We start from the raw sequence: 19,290 nt of genomic DNA on the forward strand, positions 1-19,290 counted from the left end.
CGAAACGCGACTACGTTTCGAGGTCTTATACTATAGCGGCGAGTTCGGCGGCAAACATTTCGGCGGGAGTGGCAAACCCGAATATCTCACGCGGGTAATCATTTAACCAACTTTCCACAAAGCGCACCTTTTTTAACGGAGATTTTGAAAAGTCAGTGCCTTTAGGAAACCACCGCCGTATATCTCTATTTATTCGCTCGTTACTTCCGCGTTCGCATGAAGTATACGGGTGACAGTAATAAATCTTTGTGCGCTTATCGCCGAATATAGATTTTTCCATGCCGTCGAAATCCGAAAACTCTACGCCGTTGTCTACCGTAATACTCTTAAATACTTTGCGAAACTTTGTTTTACCGAAATTGCGTTCGAGAATGTCTAAACACTTAAGTACGCTTTCGGGTTTCTTATTCGGCATGCGAAAAATCTTTTCGTATCGCGTGTTGCGTTCGGTAAGAACAAGGAGTACGTTTTTTGTGCATTGTTTTCCTACTACGCAATCCATCTCCCAATGCCCGAAACTGTTACGCTCCGCAATATCCGCGGGGCGTTTTTCTATGCTTGTGCCGCGCGGCGGGCGATTGGCAACCGCTTTGCGATATTTTTTCTTGCGTAAGCCCATGGGCAAATCAGCCATAGAGATATTGCTAAATATGCCCATTTCAATATAGCGATATAACGTTGTTTTGCTTATACAGGTGCGAAACATTTTTTTGCGTTTTATCTCTCCGAGTACAGCGCAAGGGGACATGCGGTCGTAAAGCACACGGTGTTCTACATAATTTACAAAGTCGTAATCGTTGCCGAGTTTTAACGGAATACCTTTGCTCGTCATGTTTAAGTGGTAATTGCTTTGAGCTAAGTTTGGACTGTATGCCGTAAAGTATTTGTAATGTTTTTCGCCAAACCAGTCTATGTAGTGTATCTTTTTCATAGTACATTGTCCGCGCTTTATTTCACGATAAACCGTAGAAATGTGTACGCCGAGCTTCTCGGCAATGGTTTTCTTTCGTAACTTAGCGTTAAGACAATTTTCGAGCATAAGGCGTTGAGTTAAAGTCAAATTTTTTCTTCCGAATGTACCCATAGTTTTGTACCGTCCTTTTCCGTAGTTTAAGAGAGAGTAAGCATAACCGCGCAAGCCGTGTCAAGGGGCGTAAAAATTTTTCGGCATAATGCAGTAGCTTATACGAAAAATTTTTACTTTTTACCCTTGACACAACTGCGCGTGCCATGCTTGAGAAATAGCTAAGAAGTGAATGGCGCACCATTCACTTCTCCATTGTGGGAGAAGTAGCGGGTTGTAAGCGGAAAGCCGCGGCGTTCACGTCCGAAAGACGAAGAAAAAGAAAGGGGCGCGGCGTTCCGCTAAACCGCTTGGAACTTCCGCGCCCATACTTTCTTTTTCTTCTTCGTCACAGCTTTTCGCCGTTCGGCAGTACAATGTTAATTTCAAGCGTACAGCCGAGAGCCTCGACAAGTCGCTGATATTCCGACAGTTTGTAATTGTCCCGTATCATTTTATTTGAAAGATTTTTTTGCGTTTGGTCGGTAAGTTCCGCAAGTCGCGTTTGCGACATGTTTTGCTTAATCATAGCAAATCTTAATTTTTCAGTCAAACTTAATTCCATTTTACTGCACCTCGTATTATAGAGTATACAACATAAAAATGGTGCTGTCAATAAAAAATACGTAAAATCGCTAAATAAATTACATTTACCACTACAAAATAGTAGACAACACTACAAAAAAGTGGTATAATAGTACTATAAGATAAACAAGGGCGGCAACCTTAACAGCCAAAGGAGAAAAATAAGTTAATTGTAGCAAATCACGAGGGTAAATTGAATAACTTTCTTGAGCTCAATAAGTTTATGCTTGAAAAGAACGCAATACGCGCCGCCGAAAATATCGGAATATATTATCCCGAAGAACGCGAAAAGTATATCGTTGTTAAAATCGGCGAGTATTACAATCTTGCAAAAATTGTTAATGAAATAGCGCCGCAAATATACGAGGTCGAAAAATACATTTATCCTTTCGATTCTGACCGCATATATCCTATGCAGGAACTTGAAATCAAAGCAAATTATAGATAAAATCACTTGCCGACCTGCGGCGGCAAAAGTCCGCAGGAAAGGGGTAAGACATGAAATACTTTGTAAATGTAGAAACAATCGACGAACTTAAACGGCAATATAAAACGCTTGCGTTCAAGCACCACCCCGACAGGGGCGGTAAGGTGGAAGACATGCAAGCTATAAACGCCGAGTATGATGCGCTGTTTGAGCGTGTAAAGAATGTACACGAAACGGCGAACGGCAAGACGTATACCAAAGAGCAAGCCGCCGACATACCCGACAATTTCCGCGAGATAATAAACGCAATAATATCTTTTGATTGCACAATTGAGCTTTGCGGCTCGTGGCTATGGGTATTCAACGCGTATGCGTACCGCGCCGAGCTGAAAGCCTTAGGGTTCTTTTGGTGCAGTAGTAAAAAAGCGTGGGCGTGGACGGATAAGCCGAGCGACAATAAGCACCGTTTAACGCTTGAAGAAATACGGCGGCTACACGGCTCGGAGATTATAAAGGAAGAAGAAAAGAAACGGTTGCAAGCGGCTGTATAAGCCGCTTACCGCCGAAAGGAGAGCAAAGCCATGACGGAACATTTAACGGAAAAATTCAAACACTACGGGCGCAGTGAATACATAACGCCCGACATGTACTTTATAGGCGGGATATGGAATCCCAAAAAACTTGACACGCTCGACCGCATAACCGAAAGCGACAAAAGCGCCGAACGCATTATACAAGCCGCCGAACAGCTTATACAAGACATGCGGAGTTATCGCCGTGACTTGTATATACTGTACAACGACATGCAGGCGGCGCAAATCGTATACGACATACACATACAACTTTTGCGGCACAAAGACCACTACCACAACAAAGTATACTATACCGTGTGCGTATTCAAAGGCTATCGCAAAGGCGGGCAACCGTTTGAAAAGATAATAAGTGAACGATTCGAGGGTAAGGAACGACACAAAGCCATAGCTCGCTACAAAACATTGCAAAAGAAATACCCGCAAGCAATAGCGAAAGACGATATCAAAAAATAAGGAGCACAAACAATGACAATAGCAGAATTTGAATATTTGAAAGTTGGGGCAAAAGTGGAATATAAAAACGAAGTATATACATTAACAAGCATAGCTCCGCTTCGTTTTCCCGTTAATGGTTTTGTAATGCATAATAGTAAAACTATGGTTTACGAATTTACAGCCGATAGCGATAATTTATCCCGACACTTTATAACAAAAAATCATTTAGCATTTATAGCTGAATTACAAGAGTTTGACTTTGACACGTGGTTTGAACAACACCCAAATGCGGTAATACAAAGCCATTCATACGACAATGAGGAAAAGGGCGGGTGACCGTCCTTTTTTCATGCGCAACTGTATAGCCTCGAAACCAACACGGTTGCATAGCACCGGAAAATAACCCCGGTGGAAATTTATTGCCCTTAGCCCAAGCCACACCCGAATTCTATGCGCACCGTGCGCGGTATCCCTATTCGCGGCGAACCGCTCAACCCTTTCCGCAAACCCCTAAGCCATTTGCGGTTATAAAATGATTGCATATTTTTGTAAATTATGGTATACTGTCGGCAATTCAAAAACAAAAGGGGTATTACACTATGGGAAAAAATTGTGCAATTTGCGGCAAGCCAGGATACAAATTTTATCCGCTGTGCTATGAACATTTGCAAATGAAAGCCGACGGCAAAGTTGTAAAATGCGAAGATTGCGGCGAGTGGCGTTTTTCGGACAAGTCGTGCACAAACTGCGGGGGGGGGACGATTTAACCCCTAAAACAAAAGAACGCGCGGATATAGAAACGCCTGTATTCGATTTTAGCAGAAAACAAAACAAAGAAGAAAAACAACCGTATGTGCCGCAAAATGAGTGGAGTATTGGAAATAACTGTATTGTTTGCGGAACTGAAAGCAACGGGTATTTATTTTGCCGCACACATTACAACAAATACAAAAACAAAACATTGTTATTGAAAATCACCAAATGTTCGGAAATCGAAATATTAGATGAGTCTTACGAGGGAATATATATTTGTCGCGACGGACATGTTGTTAAAAGTAAATCGGAACGAGAAATCGATAATTATCTTTTCAGTAACAAAATTGCTCATGCTTATGAAAAAGCATTAACTATTGACGGCGAAACGTTTCACCCAGATTTCTATTTGCCTGAACTAAAAGTTTACATAGAGCATTGGGGATATGATGAAAGCAATTATGAATACACACGTACAAAAAACTATAAAATAGAAAAGTACCGAAAAAAAGGCATAACGTTAATATGCACGCATGAGAAAACCGACACAAAAGATATAGAGGCAACATTAGACAGAAAACTTGAAAGTTATGAGGAAGGCAAAATAAACTTTCTTGACGAATAACATAAAAAGGACGGAGCACCGTCCTTTTTCTCTTGACATTTTCATTTAATTGCCGTATACTGTATACAAGTAGCGTGACACTCAAGTGTTAATGAATGGGCGGTTTTGCTTAGCCCGTGGGACGCTACTTTTTTTATTTCATTTTTTCGGATATTTCCACGCTAAGCGTTTGCCGAAATATTTTTTCTTATCATGTCGTTTACGCCTAACTATATACATGGGTTTATCGTCTTTCGGATTAGGATTTGGTTCTAATTTATCGTTACTATGCCGTCCGTCTTTACTGTCATGCGTTACCTTTCGGTAATCGTATTCGTCTTCGGAATGCTCGCCAGTAATAAGAGCGGGGTGCTTAGATTTGCGATACCACCGAAAATGCGGGAAAGTTTCCTTTTTATGGGGCTTATTACTTTTATTTTTCTTTTTCATTATGTTTACCTCGCATACTGTTAGTTAAATCGTGAATAAAGTAACTGTTTTGCATTCGTAGTTCTTCGAACGTAGCTTTTTCGGCGGCGTATTCGGGCAAGTCGTTTATGCCCGTAGGGGAGCGCAACGCCTTTTGCGTGAAGAAATCGGCAAAGCAGTCGGTAGAAAAGCGTTTACTGTAAATCTTTTTGTGCATTATAAAATACTTGTTTTCCGAACGCTCGCCGTCTTGCGTTCCGCTCTCTACTTGAACCTTAAGAACGTTGTAGCCAAAGCGGTTATATATGCCCGAATAATATCCGTGCATTTTCGCCGTTATCGCTTTTAGTAAGTACATGGGCAAAGTATTGTCGGAACGCACATAACGGTATTGAGAATACAGCCCCGCGAACTTAGGGTACAGCCACCCGAACAAAAGCTCGCCGAGAGAGAAGAAAGGCATGGCAAGGCGCGTGTCGCTCTTTTCGCGTATGTAAACAAGTTCGCATAAGTCGCGAGCGTCGGCGCCCCAACTCTCGGGGCGTTGTTCGTCGGTAATCACCTTTACAAATGGGTAGTTGTCTATTGTCGCGCTGTGGCGTATCATTTTGAGCCATTTATTAAAGCCGTCGTTATTTTGATTGGTTTCAGCCGTTACGGTCTTTTTGCCTTTGTTCTCCAAATTATTGCCGCGCTCTTTGCCGACCTCGGTTATAAGTATTACGCCGAACTCGAACCCGTCGGCGTTGCGGTTGTTCGCTATAACGCGCTTACCGAGTCGCAAGCTGTCAAAGTCGAGAATGTGGGCATGCCTACTGTATGAGTCTATAAGCCTACTGTCGCGGTGGAAAAAGTCGCTATTCCACATAGGAAAATTGCCGAGGTCGGAAAGCAAATCGTCAACGCGCACCGAGAAATTTGCGAGCAGGAGCGAAGACTCTATAACGTACACAAAATAGAGTTGCGAGTATATCTCGAGAACCTGCCACAAGTCGGTTATTTGCAAATGGTCATGATACTTTGTGCCGTATCTTTTTTTATCGTAATCGAAACATTGCAACGACATGTTTGTTACGCGCACGCCGTATCGCCGCCGCAAATGCCGCCGCACGGCTTTTATATCCGTTTCGGACAAATTATAGCACTGTGCATTCCAATGCCGTAATAGCCGCACAAACTCTTTACACGTGGCAAGATTATATACATCGTGGTTTTCCATTGCGCGGCGCAATTCGTTCTCTAAATTTATCCACGGAAAGTACGGAAACTTGAGGTCGTTTTCGAGCAATTTTTCAAACGCTTTATCTCGGAACATTACGGTTTGACTTAAGCCCATATCTACGCTCGAAGTAGTCTTGCCCGTGCCCATAGTGCCGTTTATCATAAAAACAACGGGGCGGGCGTTCACAAATCCTCGGTTGCGCATTTCCATGTGGTGCAGTCGGGCATACGCAATCTTTTTGCGGAAACGGTCGAACAGCCAAATGCCGAGTATTGACCATACCCAAATCGGGATAAAATCTATTGCTGCCCACAAGTCCGAAAACAACTTGTATACTTGACGGTAAACGGCAGAAATATCGAACGAAACAATGAAATAAAGATAGAAAGCCAAAAATTCCAATACGATAGTATACGCATTGAAATACAACAGCCACATGCACAGCCACGATATGTAATACCCTTTGTGTGCGCGGATAAAGTCGAACAGCGAAACCAAAAAGTTTTGGATAGGGGAACACACGCTCGAAACAAATTTTTTATATATGCGAAGCGGCTTGCTATCGCGGTTGTAGTCGTTGTTTTCGTGTTTGAGATACCGCTTGAAAGCGAACCACAGCGCGAACACAATAGGCAATGCTATTACTACAATTTTGCATAGTATGGAAACAATGTTGCCGATTGCCGCAAAATATGCAATAACGTTTTCGCCGCTTGCCCATAGCCGCCAATACGCAGTCCACTTGCTTTTGAACCCGTCGAACGAGTCGGGCAGAGCGGGGAAACCGTGCGAGGGCGATTGCGGCAAGTTATTTACGGTGGGGACAATATTGTGTTCTATGCCGAACATTTCACAAAAATAGTATGCTACCGATTTGCCGAAGTCCCGACCGCCCTCTATTACGCGAATGAGAGCGGACGGGAACGCGAACACGCAAGCCGCACAGCCGATTGTTGCGGCAATGCAAATTATATGACGGTAGTTAAACTTTTTCTTTTCGGTCATACGTTGCACCCTGTAAATACAAAGTACCCGACTACAGCTATAACGCATAGACCGAGCAAAAGCATTAAAATGTGTTTTAATTTCTTTTTCATAAGTCTATCCGTCCTTTGCGTTTTTCTTCGCGCATTCGCTTGCAATTAGCAACCATTATTTTTTTGCCCGTATTATACAGGCTTTCGTAACATTCTTTATACATGCATTCGTTTTCTTTGCACAGTCCGCACTCAAGCGGACTGAACGACGTTTGTGTTTTTAACATTTTCGACTATCCGTCCTTATAAGATTTTTGTTGACTTTTTCCGTAATGTGTGATATTATAACAACAGTGGCGTCGGGTATCTTCCGACCAGACATTTGAAGTCTATCCACGTTAAAGGGTAACAATTGTTACCCTTTATTTTTTGGTCTACTTTTTGTGCCGACTTTTTTCATATCCCACTTGTTCAATCGCGTTTTGGTTTTACTCAAATACTTTTCTTGTATTGGCTTGCCACTTACCGTTTTACGAAAGGTTTTGACCTCAACTCCGCTCGGTTTTGATATATCGGGATATTTTTCTATGGGTATCAGATTTTGCTTTTTATTGCCGTTTTTATCATACAATGAGGAAATACGCCTTACAGCCATATTATTTTTATCATTACCCATAGAAACAACTCTACGCTTTTTGCCTTTACCGCCAACAAGCACTTTGTCGTTTGTTATATAAATTTTACCTTTTATGTACCGCTTTCTTCTTGACATTTGTCACCTCGCTTTGTTTTGGTACTTGTTAACTTTCTTGTGAGCTTTTACGCCCGCGCCGAACCCGCGCTTTACGGCGAACCGCGCGCTGCGAGTGTCGGCTATTTTCTCAAAGGCGTTATAACCGTCTTTATAACCCGCATTGTAAGCGGCTTTTATTTCGGCAGTATACTTATTCCACCTTTCGCGAATGGGCGGCTTTTTTTCTTTTTGTTTTTCTTTTTTACTCATAATTATGTACCGTCCTTTTTTGTAAATGTTTTTTTAATTGAGCGGAACAAAGCCGCAATAGCCTTAAACGGTAATTTTATAAGCCACAATATGCCCGATAAGATATGCGGAAGAATAGGAAATGCAACTATAATAAGCAACACAATGAGTATGGCGAAGAATACCCACGAAAGCATTTTTCCGCACCCCACGTTGCCGAAATCCAACGGCGGGCGAATTGCCCCTATAATATCTATAGGGTGGGACACAACGGGCAAAACGGTGAATTTGCCCTCTTTATTGAATGTGAGTTGCAGAATATCGAAATCGAGGAATACCGTTTCATATGCCATATACGATTTGTCTTTTATCCATGCGCCCCCGTTTATATCCGCCGTTATTTTGCTTGAATAATAGTCGGTTGCCGCAAATCGAAACAAGAAAGTTGTTTTCTTTAACTTTGCATTCTTTTGGCAATAGTCTTTGAATTTGCTTTCGTCTGCTTTATCTATAAGCAACGCATTTGCAAGCGTATCGCCGCTTAAACTCAAATCGCTGTCGGTTACGGGGTGAATAGGGGACACATTCTTTCTATCGCTGTTCGTCGGGTGCTTTTTGAATACCGTATTCCAAAAACCATAGTCGCTTACCTTATCCCAAAATCCGTGGCTATTATTGTATGACAGCAAATTGAACTTATCGCCCGCATCTATATCCACACAGTTATACCCGCGCGTGCGCCCCTCGTCTACGGTATCACGGAATAAGTCCGCGCTAAGCGTTTTACTTGGTGTTTGGATATAGCCGCCGATTGCGCTTTTATCGTAGTTAAGCATATACTTTGTTAAGTCGGAACTTGATACGGTATAATCGTTTGCGGCGATACCGTCGGGCGTTTGTATGAGGTAGGGAAGAAACGTACACGTTTCACCGGGGAAAACGCCTTGTACCGACGATTGTGTGCGACCACAATTAAACGACCAATCATACGCAATATTTGTGTACTGCCCGCTACCGCTTATAACTTGATTTGTGCCCAAACGATAACCCACACTTTTAGAGTGTCCGTTCTCGTAATCGGGCAACGTGCTAATGTCTTTACCGATATATGGGGTAAGTGCCGTCACCATATCGCTATCCGAGGTAACAATAATAGGTTGCGTTTTGTATTCCCACCATTCGGCTTTTATCTTTTGCAAGCCGAGCGTTTCGTTTTTCCAATCGCCGTACTTTTCGATAACCGAATTGTCTACGGCAAAATACACGCTTGTAAGTTGGTTTTGGTGGTCTTTGCCTAAGTCGCTACCGTCATCACGGTACACCGTGCTTTCTACTTGTAACCGCACCGTTTCCAATTCCGTTACTTTACATTCGAGCGTACTTTCCGCGCCCGAAAGACCGTAGCCCGCCATATAGCCAGTAAATGTGAACGTGCCGCCAACGGTACTGTCAACGGCGTTGCTTTGCCCTTTAATATGTAGTTCAATGCCCGAAATATCATACCGCCGCGCGTCTTTGTTCACACGGGTAAGAATGCTGTTGCCGTCATGTTCGCTCACATGGTCGATAATACGGAATTTATACAGTGCGCCTTCCTCTTCCTTGTATACCGATTTTGAACAGTATTTGAGATTGAATTTTTCGTAATCGTCCGCAACGGTGACTGTTTCACCGTCTTGTGTTTCGGTACGCCACGATACCGCCATTTGTACTTTATTCGCCGCGCTGTCTTCTATAATTTCATAGCCGTTGGGATTGTAGACATAAAGGTATAGCCCGTAATTGTCTTGTAAATTCGTTTTGTACGAATAGCAGTATTCCATAAAGTTCATAACGAAAAATTTGTTTTCCGTGTCGAGGTGCTTAAAAGGGTAATCGGAATAATTAAAGTCGGTTATCCAATCGCCGTTTTCGTCCTTGAAATCGTCGAGCAACACGGTATTATCAAAAGCGTTATCGTTGTTATACGCATACGCCGTTGTTGCCGAACGGTAGGCGGGGAAAGCGGAAAAGACGATACACAATAATAATGCTATCGCCGTTCCCGCCAATAAAAGATTGCGTTTTGCTTTCGTCATATTCTCACCGCCTTAATGAAACCATATTGTAACCGTTGCTTTTTCTTCTTCGGAATATACAACGATACTCAAATAGTCCTTTTCGTATAGGTTTATAGCGGGTACACCCGCTACCGCGCTATCGGGGTAGCACGCTTGCAACAGTTTGTGCAAAGTCAATTCTTCGGGTAGATACACCGAAAAATATCCCTCGCCTTTGGCAATCGTCAAGCCTTGCGTTAAGTCCAAATTGCCGTAAAAGCCTTTTGTTTTGCCGTCTACGGTAAAGTCGAAATCGGCTATAAGTTTTTGGTTCGGCTCAACACGCACGGTGAAATTGTTTGCTTTCGCTTGTTCGTCCGTTACGCCGAGTACATTTTTGCAATTGAATAGTGTAACGGCGTTTTTGGGCAATTCCACGTTTTCCGCCTTATACGATATTTTCTCGTTGCCGTACTGAACGTAAAAGTTCTTTTGTCCGTTGTTTACGAACGCGAGCACAAGCGCAATCACGCCCAATATGGCAACGATAATGATACCGTATACGATTACGGAAACAATCGTTTTCGTTTTCATGGCGCACCTCGTTTAATAGCGATACGCTTTCTTTTTCTTACGCGAGAACAAAGTCGAAATAAGAACTACAAGCACAATTACGCCGCCTACCGATAACGCAATAGTAAGCCAATTATTTTTAATGGTGTTTTGCACTTTGTCCGCACCCGTCATAACCTCGGCTTGCACGTCTACGTCTTCAGTTAATCCGTTTTCGCCTATGTTTATAGGCGCACCGTTGCTTGCTCGCAAAGACATGACTTGCAAATTCATTGCCTGCGCTTCTTCGGTCAGTTCTTTGAGAGTGGTACCGTAATCCACAGTCAATTCGGCGTGCTTTTCTTCGCCTACGTAGAACGTGACCGTAAAAGTTTTTATTTCCCAATGCGCTATAAGAGTCGTATCTTCCTTTATGGGTTGATTTGAATATTCCGTACCGTCCGAAAGATACCAACCTAAAAAGTTATATCCTGTTCTTGACACGGTAGGTTTTTCGGCAACGGTATTCCAGTCCAAAACCATAGAATTTACAGGAGTGCCACCCGCGACATCATATGTAACGGTATAGCGGTTTATATTGAAATGCGCGTGCAATTCCGTATCTTCGTATATGGGGGCACCGTCGTAAGCTCGGCAGTTTTCTTCATGCTCAGCTTGCGTGCCGTAATACCAACCAGCAAAAGTATGCCCCTCTTTTACGGGGTCTTCGGGAAGAGTAACGGTAGAACGCGGAATGACATACATATGTTCTTCTAACGTATAAGCATGAGAATTAAGAGATAATACCCCCATATAATCAAAACCTAAACTGACCAAATCATTAAATTGAAAATACCCACCGTTTTGGCAATAGCTATAGTAAGAATTATAGTTTTCCGAACCCTTAGGACAAGAATACACGGATTTTTTAGAAGAGCCCTCTTGAATATATACGGTAAAGTCGTATGCCGTTAAACTAAAAAGTATAGAGGGCAACGAGGTATACTCGGAATTACGATGAGCCGAATGAGCAAAAGAACATTCTAACGGAAAACAAATCGACGGCGGCTCGTCGGCAATGCTATCATAGGAATAAACATTTTTAGAACAAGAGCCTATCGTATACCCACGGTAAACGTTTTTGTATTGTGTATCAGCACTATAGTAAAAAACGGGAGTTATTCCAAAACCGATAGAAGTGGTTCCGTTATTTTCGGCAATACGAAGAACAAAAGCAGGCGGGTCGGTAGAGTCGCAAAACGGAGAGTTTTGAATACAATCAATTTTCATAGTAACGACATATTCGAAATTCTCTTTATCCGGAACCGAAGAATACCATGAGTTGAACGACGAGGCATAATTTATCGAAACCGACGAGTCTTTCCTCGGATGACAATTGCTGAAGAGTTCAACAGGTTCTTCTTTAGCCGCCGCCATTGCGCCGCGAATTGCACTTGATTTAACAGGCGCTTCGGTTTGCTCCGTTTGCTTCTCCGCTTTTTTGAACCACTCAGATGGTTTTGCTTTTCCACTGCCGAACACTTGCAAGCATACGCCAGCAAGCAGTACGGCAAACAATACGAATGTAATTGCCGTGAGAGTCCACTTTATTTTGTCGCTTTTCTTGTGCCTTTGCAATTCGTTTCTTTTCATTTTTTTCTTACCTCTCAAAAACATTTTTGAAAGATTGTACAAGCTCTTTATGTAAAATCCCCTTTGTTACTTTTTGTCTGTGCGTATAAGATATGCCACTTTACGATTATTGCTTTTCAAAAGTTTGACTATATCGTTTTTTACTCTTTTGGGTAATCGGCAAGTATCTTCTATCACTTTGTGATTGCCGCCCGAAAGATTTGTAGTAGTTACAAATGCGCTTGTACCTTTATCCACTCTACCGAAAATTTCAATATCTTTTCGCAAAACGGATTTTCCGCTTTTGTTTTTCGTCCATACTTTATCCGCCGCAACTACTTCAAGTTTTACCAAGTCTTTATTTTTCTCGCGAAAAGGTCTTGACATATTTTTGCCCTCGTATTATAATGGATTTATCTTTCAAAGGTCTTATACAAGACAGTTACGCAATTGTGGTAACTACAAGCAAAATCCCATGAAAGATATAAAGTAGGGGTAATTTGCTTTAACCGTCCGAATTAAATCGGGCGGTTATATTTATAGTTTTATCTTTGCCATTGTTCTATCACCTCCCGTAAATAATTTTCCTATATCGGATACGGCGGGGAAGTAGCCCGCGCCGTTTCGCCGCCTTTCAGCGTTGCTCGTCAGTCCGATTTTTTGTTTTAACTCCGGTATGTAACCCCGGAACAAAGCGCAACTTATGCGCACCGTTAGTGTTAAAACGGTAGATTACCGTCTTTTAATTCCACCAATTCGCTTAAATCGATTTGTTTCGGTTTTTCTCTGCGCTTGCAAATTTTGTCAAACGCCGCCGCAAAGTCGAATTTTTCTTTGGGTGCGCTTTTTAAGCCGTAAACTTCGTTTTCGTATACTACGCCCTCGCCTAAAGGCTTGCCGAATTTGTCAACGCCGTCATACATAATAACTTCTTTTTCGGATACGACTACGTAACAATTTATTCGCCTGTAAAGCTGGTCGAGAGTATCAAACTCAATATGCCGTTCGCGCATTACGCCGTTTCGCACAATCGAGCCGCTTTTATACCAATACACAAGAGGAACGGGAGAAGTAATAACTATCATTTCACCGTTAAACACCTTGTTATTGAAACGGCTACGAACCGAACTTAAAGTGTCGTTGTCGAGTATTTTCAGTAAGTCGTCAAGGTCAAATACGTCGTCGCGCAAATCGTCGAGTATTATTCCTTTTTGTCCCATGTAATCTTGAAACGGGTCGTTTGAGGAAGAGGATATACAAAAATCGAGTTTTTGTTCTTTTAAGAATTTTTTTGCAAAGTATGTTTTGCCCGTGCCGCCCTTGCCACAAATAAAAATTACGTTTAATTTTCTATCCGTTTTCAATGCAAGGCACTGGCAGTGCAGTTTCCAAAGTTTTTCGAGTTTTGAAAACGTTGCCGCTTTTTCGCTTAAAGGCAAGCTGTTTACGTATCGTATTTGCTCGGCGTAGCTATACTTTTCGAAATCTCCGAGAATTTTTGCGTTTTCTATTTCCACTTGAAAATCGAAATTCGCAATTACTTCGTCGGGTGAATACTGATGTTTGTTCTTTTGACTGTCGTTACCGTGCGTTAAATAAAGCAATACATCGGTCTTTCGACCTTTACACCGTTCTATAAATTGCTCGCCGCTATGTTCTACGCCTTTTTCGTCCGTATAACCTAACTGAAACCATTTTGCCACCATAGCCGTATCGCAACTGCTGTTGCCGAAATTAAGATAAATATGGTAGTGGTCGCGCGTATCGTCTTTATCATGTAAGATATACGCCCATTGTTTAATGGTTTTATAATTCATACAGGTTTCTTGAATGTCTACTTTGAGTTTGTCCGCGTCGGTAACGATTTCCATTTGCCTTAAAACCATTACATAACCCCTTTGTGTGAATTAAGAATTGTTTTTTATACGTTTACCACCTCTTTTTATACGTTTTTTTGTACATTTTATACGTTTTGGCGCACCGCTTGGACGAGCCCTAAGCGGTGCGCTATTTTATATGTTTTTATATGCTTTTGCTTGTTTTTTGCCCGTTTTCGCTACTTTTTATGAATTATCCACATTTTGTGTCTACGTCGTTTTATACGTTTTATACGTTTTGGCAATTTTTTAACTCGCTTGTTTTGTAACGGTGGGGGAAAATGGCTTTTTCGGCGGCGTCTATACGGGATTTTATTTCTTCGTAGCTTTCTTTTACCGTAATGCCGTCCATGCTCTCGGTAACGATAAACGTACCCCGTTTATCGTCTACGCCCACCATTACTATATCGCCTACGCGAAGATACAGCGGTTTATCTTTACTTGTTACTTCGATAAACATTTTGCACCTCGGTTAAGACTGTGCGGCAGGGGCGGGACTGTCTTGTGGTTTAGCGGTTTTCTTTTTACCGCTATCGGGCAGTTCGGGGAGCAATTCCGCAAACGCCGACATTACCGACTTGCGGCTAAGATAGTCTTTGTCGGGTTTAGTTTGCGTACTGAAATTCGTTACTTCGATTGCAATGAGTCTATCACCGCACATAACATAAAAATTCGTTGCGGTTTTTTCCTCATTGGTCTTCTTGTCGGTATAGGGGACTAACTTCTTATACAGTTTTAATTCTTGTGCCATATTTTGGCTCTCCTTTGCCTATTCGGCTTATAAATTTATTTACAACAGGCTATACGCCGTGATTGTACGAATATTAACGGAAAGCCTTTTCGTTGGTATTGACTACGTCTTCATTTCTTGGGTGCTTTATCCCGTTACCTACGGGCACCGTCTATGTCGTTTGTGGCTTTTTTATGTGTCTTAAACCGTTGTATTGCCCAAAGGGGGAGTGCCTACAACGCCGACACTCACGGCTTAAAGGCTTGTACACCTTTCGCTACAAGTATAAAACTGCACGAGAAAAATTTTGTAAAAAATATTTTCATTGTTTTGCTTGACAATACCGTAAATATAAGTGTATACTGAAAGGTGTGCTCTCTGCGTTTCTTCGCGGGCGCACGCGCGTATATAAGCAAAAAAATATAAACGGACCGGAGAGTAAAAATGGCTGAAAGAACTATCAAAACGGTGAAATACGGCAACACCGAGCGCAAGAGCTTTGCGCAAATTCATGAAGTCATCGATATGCCTTACCTCATAGAGGTGCAAAAGGCGAGTTACGAAGAATTTCTTCGCAACGGTATCGACGAAGTGTTCAAGGATTTTTCGCCCATCACCGATTTTTCCAATCGCATCGAGTTGCATTTTCTCGGGCACAGGCTGGAAGACAAGCCCAAGTACAACGAGAAAGAGTGCAAAGAGCGCGACGCGACTTACGCCGCGCCCCTCAAGGTAAACGTAAGGCAGATTAAGACCGAAACGGGCGAGGTGATAGAACAGGAAGTTTACATGGGCGATTTCCCGCTCATGACTCCCAACGGTTCGTTTATAATAAACGGCGCGGAACGCGTTGTGGTGAGTCAGCTCGTGCGCTCGCCCGGCGTGTACTTTAACTTTACGCCCGACCACAAGACGGGCACACCGCACTACAACGCAACCAACATACCGTCGCGCGGGGCGTGGCTCGAATTCGCCGAAGACGACAAGGGCGTGCTTTGGGTGCAGGTAGACCGCATGCGCAAGGTGCAGGCTTCTGTGCTCATGCGTACTTTGGCGTCGGTTACGGGCGACCAAAAGTTCCGCGAGAACGAAAAGCGCAGTTGGATTGCGCCCGATTACGCCATGGCTACGGACGAGGAGATACTCAAGCTCTTCCACAACGAGCCTTTGATGGCGAGCACTCTCGATAAAGACCTTGCCAAAACTCCCGACGAAGGACTTGTGGAACTCAACCGCAAGCTCCGCCCGGGCGAAGTTCCCAACGTAGACAGTATCCGCGGCTACATCGAGGGCTTGTTCTTCGACCGCCGCAAATACGACCTCAGCCGCGTAGGCAGATACAAATACAACAAAAAACTCGCGCTTGCCGCCCGTCTTGCGGGGCAGACATCCGCGCAGGACGTTGTCGACTCCGACGGCGTGCTGTACGTTCGCAAGGGCGAAACGATAACCGAGCCGGTTGCTATAGCCATTCAGAACGCGGGCATAAACGAGGTTGCCGTTGCGGTGGCGGGCGAAGAACGCGAATTCACCGTAATGGGCAACCGCCAAGTAGACCTCAAGGGCTACGTTGACTGTGCGCCCGACGAACTCGGCATACACGAAAAAGTTTATTACCCCGTGCTCCGCTCGCTCATGGAAGAGGCGGCGGGCAACGCCGAGGAGCTTAAAGAACTTATCAAGCAAAACGCCGACCGCCTTGTGGCAAAGCACCTTTTGGTGGACGACGTAGTTGCAACCATAAACTATCTTATAGGACTTCGTTACGGCGTGGGATACGTTGACAACATCGACCACCTCGGCAACCGCCGCGTGCGCAGCGTGGGCGAACTGCTCCAAAATCAGTTCCGCATAGGCATAGCGCGCTTAGAGCGCGTTATACGCGAAAGAATGCAGATACAGAACGAAGCCGAGGTTTCGCCGCAAAGCCTTATAAACATACGCCCCATAGCAAGCGCGATAAAAGAGTTCTTCGGCTCGAGTCAGCTCTCGCAGTTCATGGACGAAAGCAACCCGATAGCCGAGCTTACGCATAAAAGAAAACTTTCCGCGCTCGGACCGGGCGGACTCAACCGCGAACGCGCGAGTTTCGAGGTGCGCGACGTTCACTACACGCACTACTCGCGCATGTGCCCCATAGAAACGCCCGAAGGTCAGAACATAGGTCTTATATCTTCGCTCAGTAGCTACGCCCGCATTAACGAGTACGGCTTTATAGAAGCTCCTTACCGCAAGGTGGAAAAGGTGCTCGACGCAGACGGCAACGTGGTAAACGGCAAAGTTACCGACACGGTGGAGTACATGCCTGCCGACGAAGAGGACCGTTACCGCGTGGCGCAGGCGGGCGAACCGCTCGACGAAAACGGTTGCTTTGTGAACAACCGCGTGCTCATGCGTTACCGCGAAGATATATCCGAGGTTGACCGCACCGATATAGACTACGTAGACGTGTCGCCCCGCCAGATGATAAGCGTGGCAACCGCGCTCATACCCTTCCTTGAAAACGACGATACCAACCGTGCGCTTATGGGCAGTAACATGCAGCGGCAAGCCGTGCCTCTTCTCAAACCCGAAGCTCCCATCGTGGGCACGGGCATAGAGCACAAAATAGCGTACGACTCGGGAGTAATGGTTATTGCTCGCGAGGGCGGCGAAATTTCTTACGTGGACGCCAACGAGATAGTGGTGCTCGAGAGCACGGGCAGCGTTGCTCGCTACACGCTCAAAAAATTCGTAGGCTCCAACCAAGGCACTTGCATAAACCAAAAACCCATTGTGAGCAAGGGCGAAAAGGTGCGCAAAGGTCAGGTTCTTGCCGACGGTCACTCCACCGAAAACGCCGAACTCGCGCTCGGCAGAAATATTTTGATAGGCTTCATGGCGTGGGAAGGCTACAACTACGAGGACGCAATCCTCATTTCCGAACGCCTTGTTAAAGACGACGTGTTCACCTCCATTCATATAGAGGAGCACGAACTCGAAGCTCGCGACACCAAGCTCGGCGAAGAGGAGATAACCCGCGATATTCCCAACGTGGGCGACGACGCGCTCAAAAACCTCGACGAAGACGGTATAATACGCGTAGGCGCGGAGGTAGACAGCGGCGATATTTTGGTAGGTAAGGTAACGCCCAAGGGCGAAACCGAACTCACTCCCGAGGAGCGTTTGTTACGCGCCATATTCGGCGAAAAGGCGCGTGAGGTGCGCGACACCTCTTTGAGAGTGCCGCACGGCGAGGGCGGCATAGTGGTGGACGTAAAAGTGTTTACCCGCGCCAACCGCGACGAAATGAGCCCCGGCGTGAACAAGCTCGTTCGCGTATACATTGCGCAAAAGCGTAAGATAAGCGTAGGCGACAAGATGGCGGGACGCCACGGAAACAAAGGCGTTATATCCCGCATATTGCCCGAAGAGGATATGCCGTTTATGGCGGACGGAACTCCGCTCCAAATAGTGCTCAATCCGTTGGGCGTTCCCTCGCGTATGAATATAGGTCAGGTGCTCGAAGTTCACCTCGGACTCGTAGCCAAAGCTCTCGGCTGGAAAGTAGCCACTCCCGTATTCGACGGAGCGCACGAGAGCGACATAAGCCGCTTGCTCGGAGAGAACGGTTTCGTAAATCCCGAAGGCAAGGTAGACGGCAAGATACAGATGTACGACGGCAGAACGGGCGAACCGTTCGAAAACCGCGCTACCGTGGGCTACATGTATATGATAAAGCTCATCCACTTGGTAGACGACAAGATACACGCCCGCAGTACCGGTCCTTACTCGCTCGTAACGCAACAGCCGCTCGGCGGCAAGGCGCAGTTCGGCGGACAGCGTTTCGGCGAAATGGAGGTTTGGGCGCTTTACGCTTACGGCGCGGCGAACATCTTGCAAGAGATAATGACCGTTAAGTCCGACGACGTTGTGGGCAGGGTGAAAACCTACGAGTCCATAGTGAAAGGGCTCAACATGTCCGAACCCGGCGTTCCCGAGTCGTTCAAAGTGCTCATAAAAGAATTGCAGGCTCTCGCGCTCGACGTGAAAGTTCTCACCGAAGACAAAGTGGAGATAGGCATAAAAGACCTTATCGAAGACGAATTCGACGAGCCCGAAGAGAAAGGACGTTTCAAGCACTACGAAGCGGGCGAACTCAATTTCAACGACGAAATCGACCTTATGGGCGACGATATGTTCGAAGACGAGCTCGGAGAAGACGACAGCGTGGGCAACCTTTTTGCGGACGAAGACGAGCTTTCGTTCGACGACCTCGACGACCCGTTTGCCAACGCGGAGCTTGACGAAGAAGACGACGCGGAGTTCGGAGAGGATTTCGACCTCGACGACGAAGACGGGCGGGACTCGGGCAAGAAAGGCAAAAAGGCGTAGTGTGAGAGGAGAAGAC

General features: G+C 44.8%; 20 protein-coding genes. 6 read left to right on the forward strand and 14 right to left on the reverse strand.

What is annotated here, in order from left to right:
- Positions 1-25 precede the first annotated feature (25 nt).
- Positions 26-1,060, reverse strand: a complete 1,035-nt coding sequence (locus tag NFR55_RS08530; RefSeq protein WP_251548292.1) for an IS30 family transposase — start codon at positions 1,058-1,060, stop codon at positions 26-28.
- 352 nt (positions 1,061-1,412) lie between these two features.
- Positions 1,413-1,628, reverse strand: coding sequence for a helix-turn-helix domain-containing protein (locus tag NFR55_RS08535; protein ID WP_251548294.1), 216 nt, complete (start codon positions 1,626-1,628; stop codon positions 1,413-1,415).
- Positions 1,629-1,841: 213 nt separating this feature from the next.
- Between NFR55_RS08535 and NFR55_RS08540 the strand changes: the two genes are divergently transcribed.
- The 5 genes from NFR55_RS08540 to NFR55_RS08560 all read left to right on the forward strand — a co-directional run bounded on the left by NFR55_RS08540 (position 1,842) and on the right by NFR55_RS08560 (position 4,481).
- Positions 1,842-2,096 carry a hypothetical protein gene (locus tag NFR55_RS08540; protein ID WP_251548296.1) on the forward strand — a complete coding sequence of 85 codons (255 nt, stop codon included), beginning with the start codon at positions 1,842-1,844 and terminating at the stop codon, positions 2,094-2,096.
- Positions 2,097-2,146: 50 nt separating this feature from the next.
- Positions 2,147-2,626, forward strand: a complete 480-nt coding sequence (locus tag NFR55_RS08545) for a molecular chaperone DnaJ (protein ID WP_251548299.1) — start codon at positions 2,147-2,149, stop codon at positions 2,624-2,626.
- 30 nt (positions 2,627-2,656) lie between these two features.
- Entirely contained in the window at positions 2,657-3,121 is a 465-nt protein-coding gene (locus NFR55_RS08550; RefSeq protein WP_251548301.1) for a hypothetical protein, read from the forward strand.
- Positions 3,122-3,133: 12 nt separating this feature from the next.
- Positions 3,134-3,439 (forward strand): hypothetical protein, encoded by a 306-nt coding sequence (locus NFR55_RS08555; protein ID WP_251548303.1) that lies wholly within the window; start codon positions 3,134-3,136, stop codon positions 3,437-3,439.
- Positions 3,440-3,818: 379 nt separating this feature from the next.
- Positions 3,819-4,481: a PDDEXK family nuclease gene (locus NFR55_RS08560; RefSeq protein ID WP_251548305.1), complete on the forward strand. Its 663-nt coding sequence runs from the start codon at positions 3,819-3,821 to the stop codon at positions 4,479-4,481.
- A 138-nt stretch (positions 4,482-4,619) separates the two neighbouring features.
- Here the strand turns inward: NFR55_RS08560 and NFR55_RS08565 are convergent, their stop codons facing one another.
- The 12 genes from NFR55_RS08565 to NFR55_RS08620 form a co-directional block, all read right to left on the reverse strand.
- Positions 4,620-4,910 carry a hypothetical protein gene (locus tag NFR55_RS08565; RefSeq protein WP_251548307.1) on the reverse strand — a complete coding sequence of 97 codons (291 nt, stop codon included), beginning with the start codon at positions 4,908-4,910 and terminating at the stop codon, positions 4,620-4,622.
- A complete protein-coding gene (locus NFR55_RS08570) occupies positions 4,894-7,116 on the reverse strand; it encodes a hypothetical protein (protein WP_251548309.1) in 2,223 nt (740 codons plus the stop codon). Before NFR55_RS08570 ends, NFR55_RS08565 begins: the two co-directional genes overlap by 17 nt.
- An 88-nt stretch (positions 7,117-7,204) precedes the next feature.
- Positions 7,205-7,375 carry a hypothetical protein gene (locus tag NFR55_RS08575; protein ID WP_251548311.1) on the reverse strand — a complete coding sequence of 57 codons (171 nt, stop codon included), beginning with the start codon at positions 7,373-7,375 and terminating at the stop codon, positions 7,205-7,207.
- 128 nt (positions 7,376-7,503) lie between these two features.
- Positions 7,504-7,860: a hypothetical protein gene (locus NFR55_RS08580; RefSeq protein WP_251548313.1), complete on the reverse strand. Its 357-nt coding sequence runs from the start codon at positions 7,858-7,860 to the stop codon at positions 7,504-7,506.
- Between the two features lie 3 nt (positions 7,861-7,863).
- The gene (locus tag NFR55_RS08585) at positions 7,864-8,091 is read right to left on the reverse strand and encodes a hypothetical protein (RefSeq protein WP_251548315.1); all 228 of its coding nucleotides are present in this window, start codon (positions 8,089-8,091) and stop codon (positions 7,864-7,866) included.
- A 2-nt stretch (positions 8,092-8,093) separates the two neighbouring features.
- Positions 8,094-10,148, reverse strand: a complete 2,055-nt coding sequence (locus NFR55_RS08590; protein WP_251548317.1) for a hypothetical protein — start codon at positions 10,146-10,148, stop codon at positions 8,094-8,096.
- Positions 10,149-10,160: 12 nt separating this feature from the next.
- On the reverse strand, positions 10,161-10,703 hold the full coding sequence (locus tag NFR55_RS08595) for a hypothetical protein (protein ID WP_251548319.1): 543 nt from the start codon (positions 10,701-10,703) through the stop codon (positions 10,161-10,163).
- Positions 10,704-10,715: 12 nt separating this feature from the next.
- Positions 10,716-11,426: an InlB B-repeat-containing protein gene (locus tag NFR55_RS08600; RefSeq protein ID WP_251548322.1), complete on the reverse strand. Its 711-nt coding sequence runs from the start codon at positions 11,424-11,426 to the stop codon at positions 10,716-10,718.
- A 954-nt stretch (positions 11,427-12,380) separates the two neighbouring features.
- Entirely contained in the window at positions 12,381-12,680 is a 300-nt protein-coding gene (locus tag NFR55_RS08605) for a hypothetical protein (protein WP_251548324.1), read from the reverse strand.
- Positions 12,681-13,012: 332 nt separating this feature from the next.
- Positions 13,013-14,179, reverse strand: coding sequence for a Rep family protein (locus NFR55_RS08610; protein WP_251548326.1), 1,167 nt, complete (start codon positions 14,177-14,179; stop codon positions 13,013-13,015).
- A gap of 220 nt (positions 14,180-14,399) precedes the next feature.
- Complete coding sequence (locus tag NFR55_RS08615; RefSeq protein ID WP_251548328.1) at positions 14,400-14,630, reverse strand: hypothetical protein; 231 nt, start codon at positions 14,628-14,630, stop codon at positions 14,400-14,402.
- Positions 14,631-14,642: 12 nt separating this feature from the next.
- Positions 14,643-14,921, reverse strand: a complete 279-nt coding sequence (locus tag NFR55_RS08620; protein ID WP_251548330.1) for a hypothetical protein — start codon at positions 14,919-14,921, stop codon at positions 14,643-14,645.
- Between the two features lie 423 nt (positions 14,922-15,344).
- Between NFR55_RS08620 and rpoB the strand changes: the two genes are divergently transcribed.
- Positions 15,345-19,274, forward strand: coding sequence for a DNA-directed RNA polymerase subunit beta (rpoB, locus tag NFR55_RS08625; protein ID WP_251548332.1), 3,930 nt, complete (start codon positions 15,345-15,347; stop codon positions 19,272-19,274).
- Positions 19,275-19,290: the final 16 nt, after the last annotated feature.

Origin of the sequence: Pumilibacter intestinalis (assembly GCF_943193005.1) — a bacterium.
In the GTDB taxonomy this organism is placed as follows: domain Bacteria; phylum Bacillota; class Clostridia; order Christensenellales; family Pumilibacteraceae; genus Pumilibacter; species Pumilibacter intestinalis.

Excerpts from the sequence above, each read along its gene's own strand:
- NFR55_RS08585 (WP_251548315.1), bottom strand. The coding sequence starts at position 8,091 with ATGAGTAAAAAAGAAAAACAAAAAGAAAAAAAGCCGCCCATTCGCGAA.
- NFR55_RS08610 (WP_251548326.1), bottom strand. The coding sequence starts at position 14,179 with ATGGTTTTAAGGCAAATGGAAATCGTTACCGACGCGGACAAACTCAAA.
- NFR55_RS08545 (WP_251548299.1), top strand. The coding sequence starts at position 2,147 with ATGAAATACTTTGTAAATGTAGAAACAATCGACGAACTTAAACGGCAA.
- NFR55_RS08570 (WP_251548309.1), bottom strand. The coding sequence starts at position 7,116 with ATGACCGAAAAGAAAAAGTTTAACTACCGTCATATAATTTGCATTGCC.
- NFR55_RS08605 (WP_251548324.1), bottom strand. The coding sequence starts at position 12,680 with ATGTCAAGACCTTTTCGCGAGAAAAATAAAGACTTGGTAAAACTTGAA.
- NFR55_RS08590 (WP_251548317.1), bottom strand. The coding sequence starts at position 10,148 with ATGACGAAAGCAAAACGCAATCTTTTATTGGCGGGAACGGCGATAGCA.
- NFR55_RS08535 (WP_251548294.1), bottom strand. The coding sequence starts at position 1,628 with ATGGAATTAAGTTTGACTGAAAAATTAAGATTTGCTATGATTAAGCAA.
- NFR55_RS08595 (WP_251548319.1), bottom strand. The coding sequence starts at position 10,703 with ATGAAAACGAAAACGATTGTTTCCGTAATCGTATACGGTATCATTATC.
- NFR55_RS08565 (WP_251548307.1), bottom strand. The coding sequence starts at position 4,910 with ATGAAAAAGAAAAATAAAAGTAATAAGCCCCATAAAAAGGAAACTTTC.
- NFR55_RS08580 (WP_251548313.1), bottom strand. The coding sequence starts at position 7,860 with ATGTCAAGAAGAAAGCGGTACATAAAAGGTAAAATTTATATAACAAAC.
- NFR55_RS08550 (WP_251548301.1), top strand. The coding sequence starts at position 2,657 with ATGACGGAACATTTAACGGAAAAATTCAAACACTACGGGCGCAGTGAA.
- NFR55_RS08615 (WP_251548328.1), bottom strand. The coding sequence starts at position 14,630 with ATGTTTATCGAAGTAACAAGTAAAGATAAACCGCTGTATCTTCGCGTA.
- NFR55_RS08555 (WP_251548303.1), top strand. The coding sequence starts at position 3,134 with ATGACAATAGCAGAATTTGAATATTTGAAAGTTGGGGCAAAAGTGGAA.
- NFR55_RS08620 (WP_251548330.1), bottom strand. The coding sequence starts at position 14,921 with ATGGCACAAGAATTAAAACTGTATAAGAAGTTAGTCCCCTATACCGAC.
- NFR55_RS08575 (WP_251548311.1), bottom strand. The coding sequence starts at position 7,375 with ATGTTAAAAACACAAACGTCGTTCAGTCCGCTTGAGTGCGGACTGTGC.
- rpoB (WP_251548332.1), top strand. The coding sequence starts at position 15,345 with ATGGCTGAAAGAACTATCAAAACGGTGAAATACGGCAACACCGAGCGC.
- NFR55_RS08600 (WP_251548322.1), bottom strand. The coding sequence starts at position 11,426 with ATGTATGTCATTCCGCGTTCTACCGTTACTCTTCCCGAAGACCCCGTA.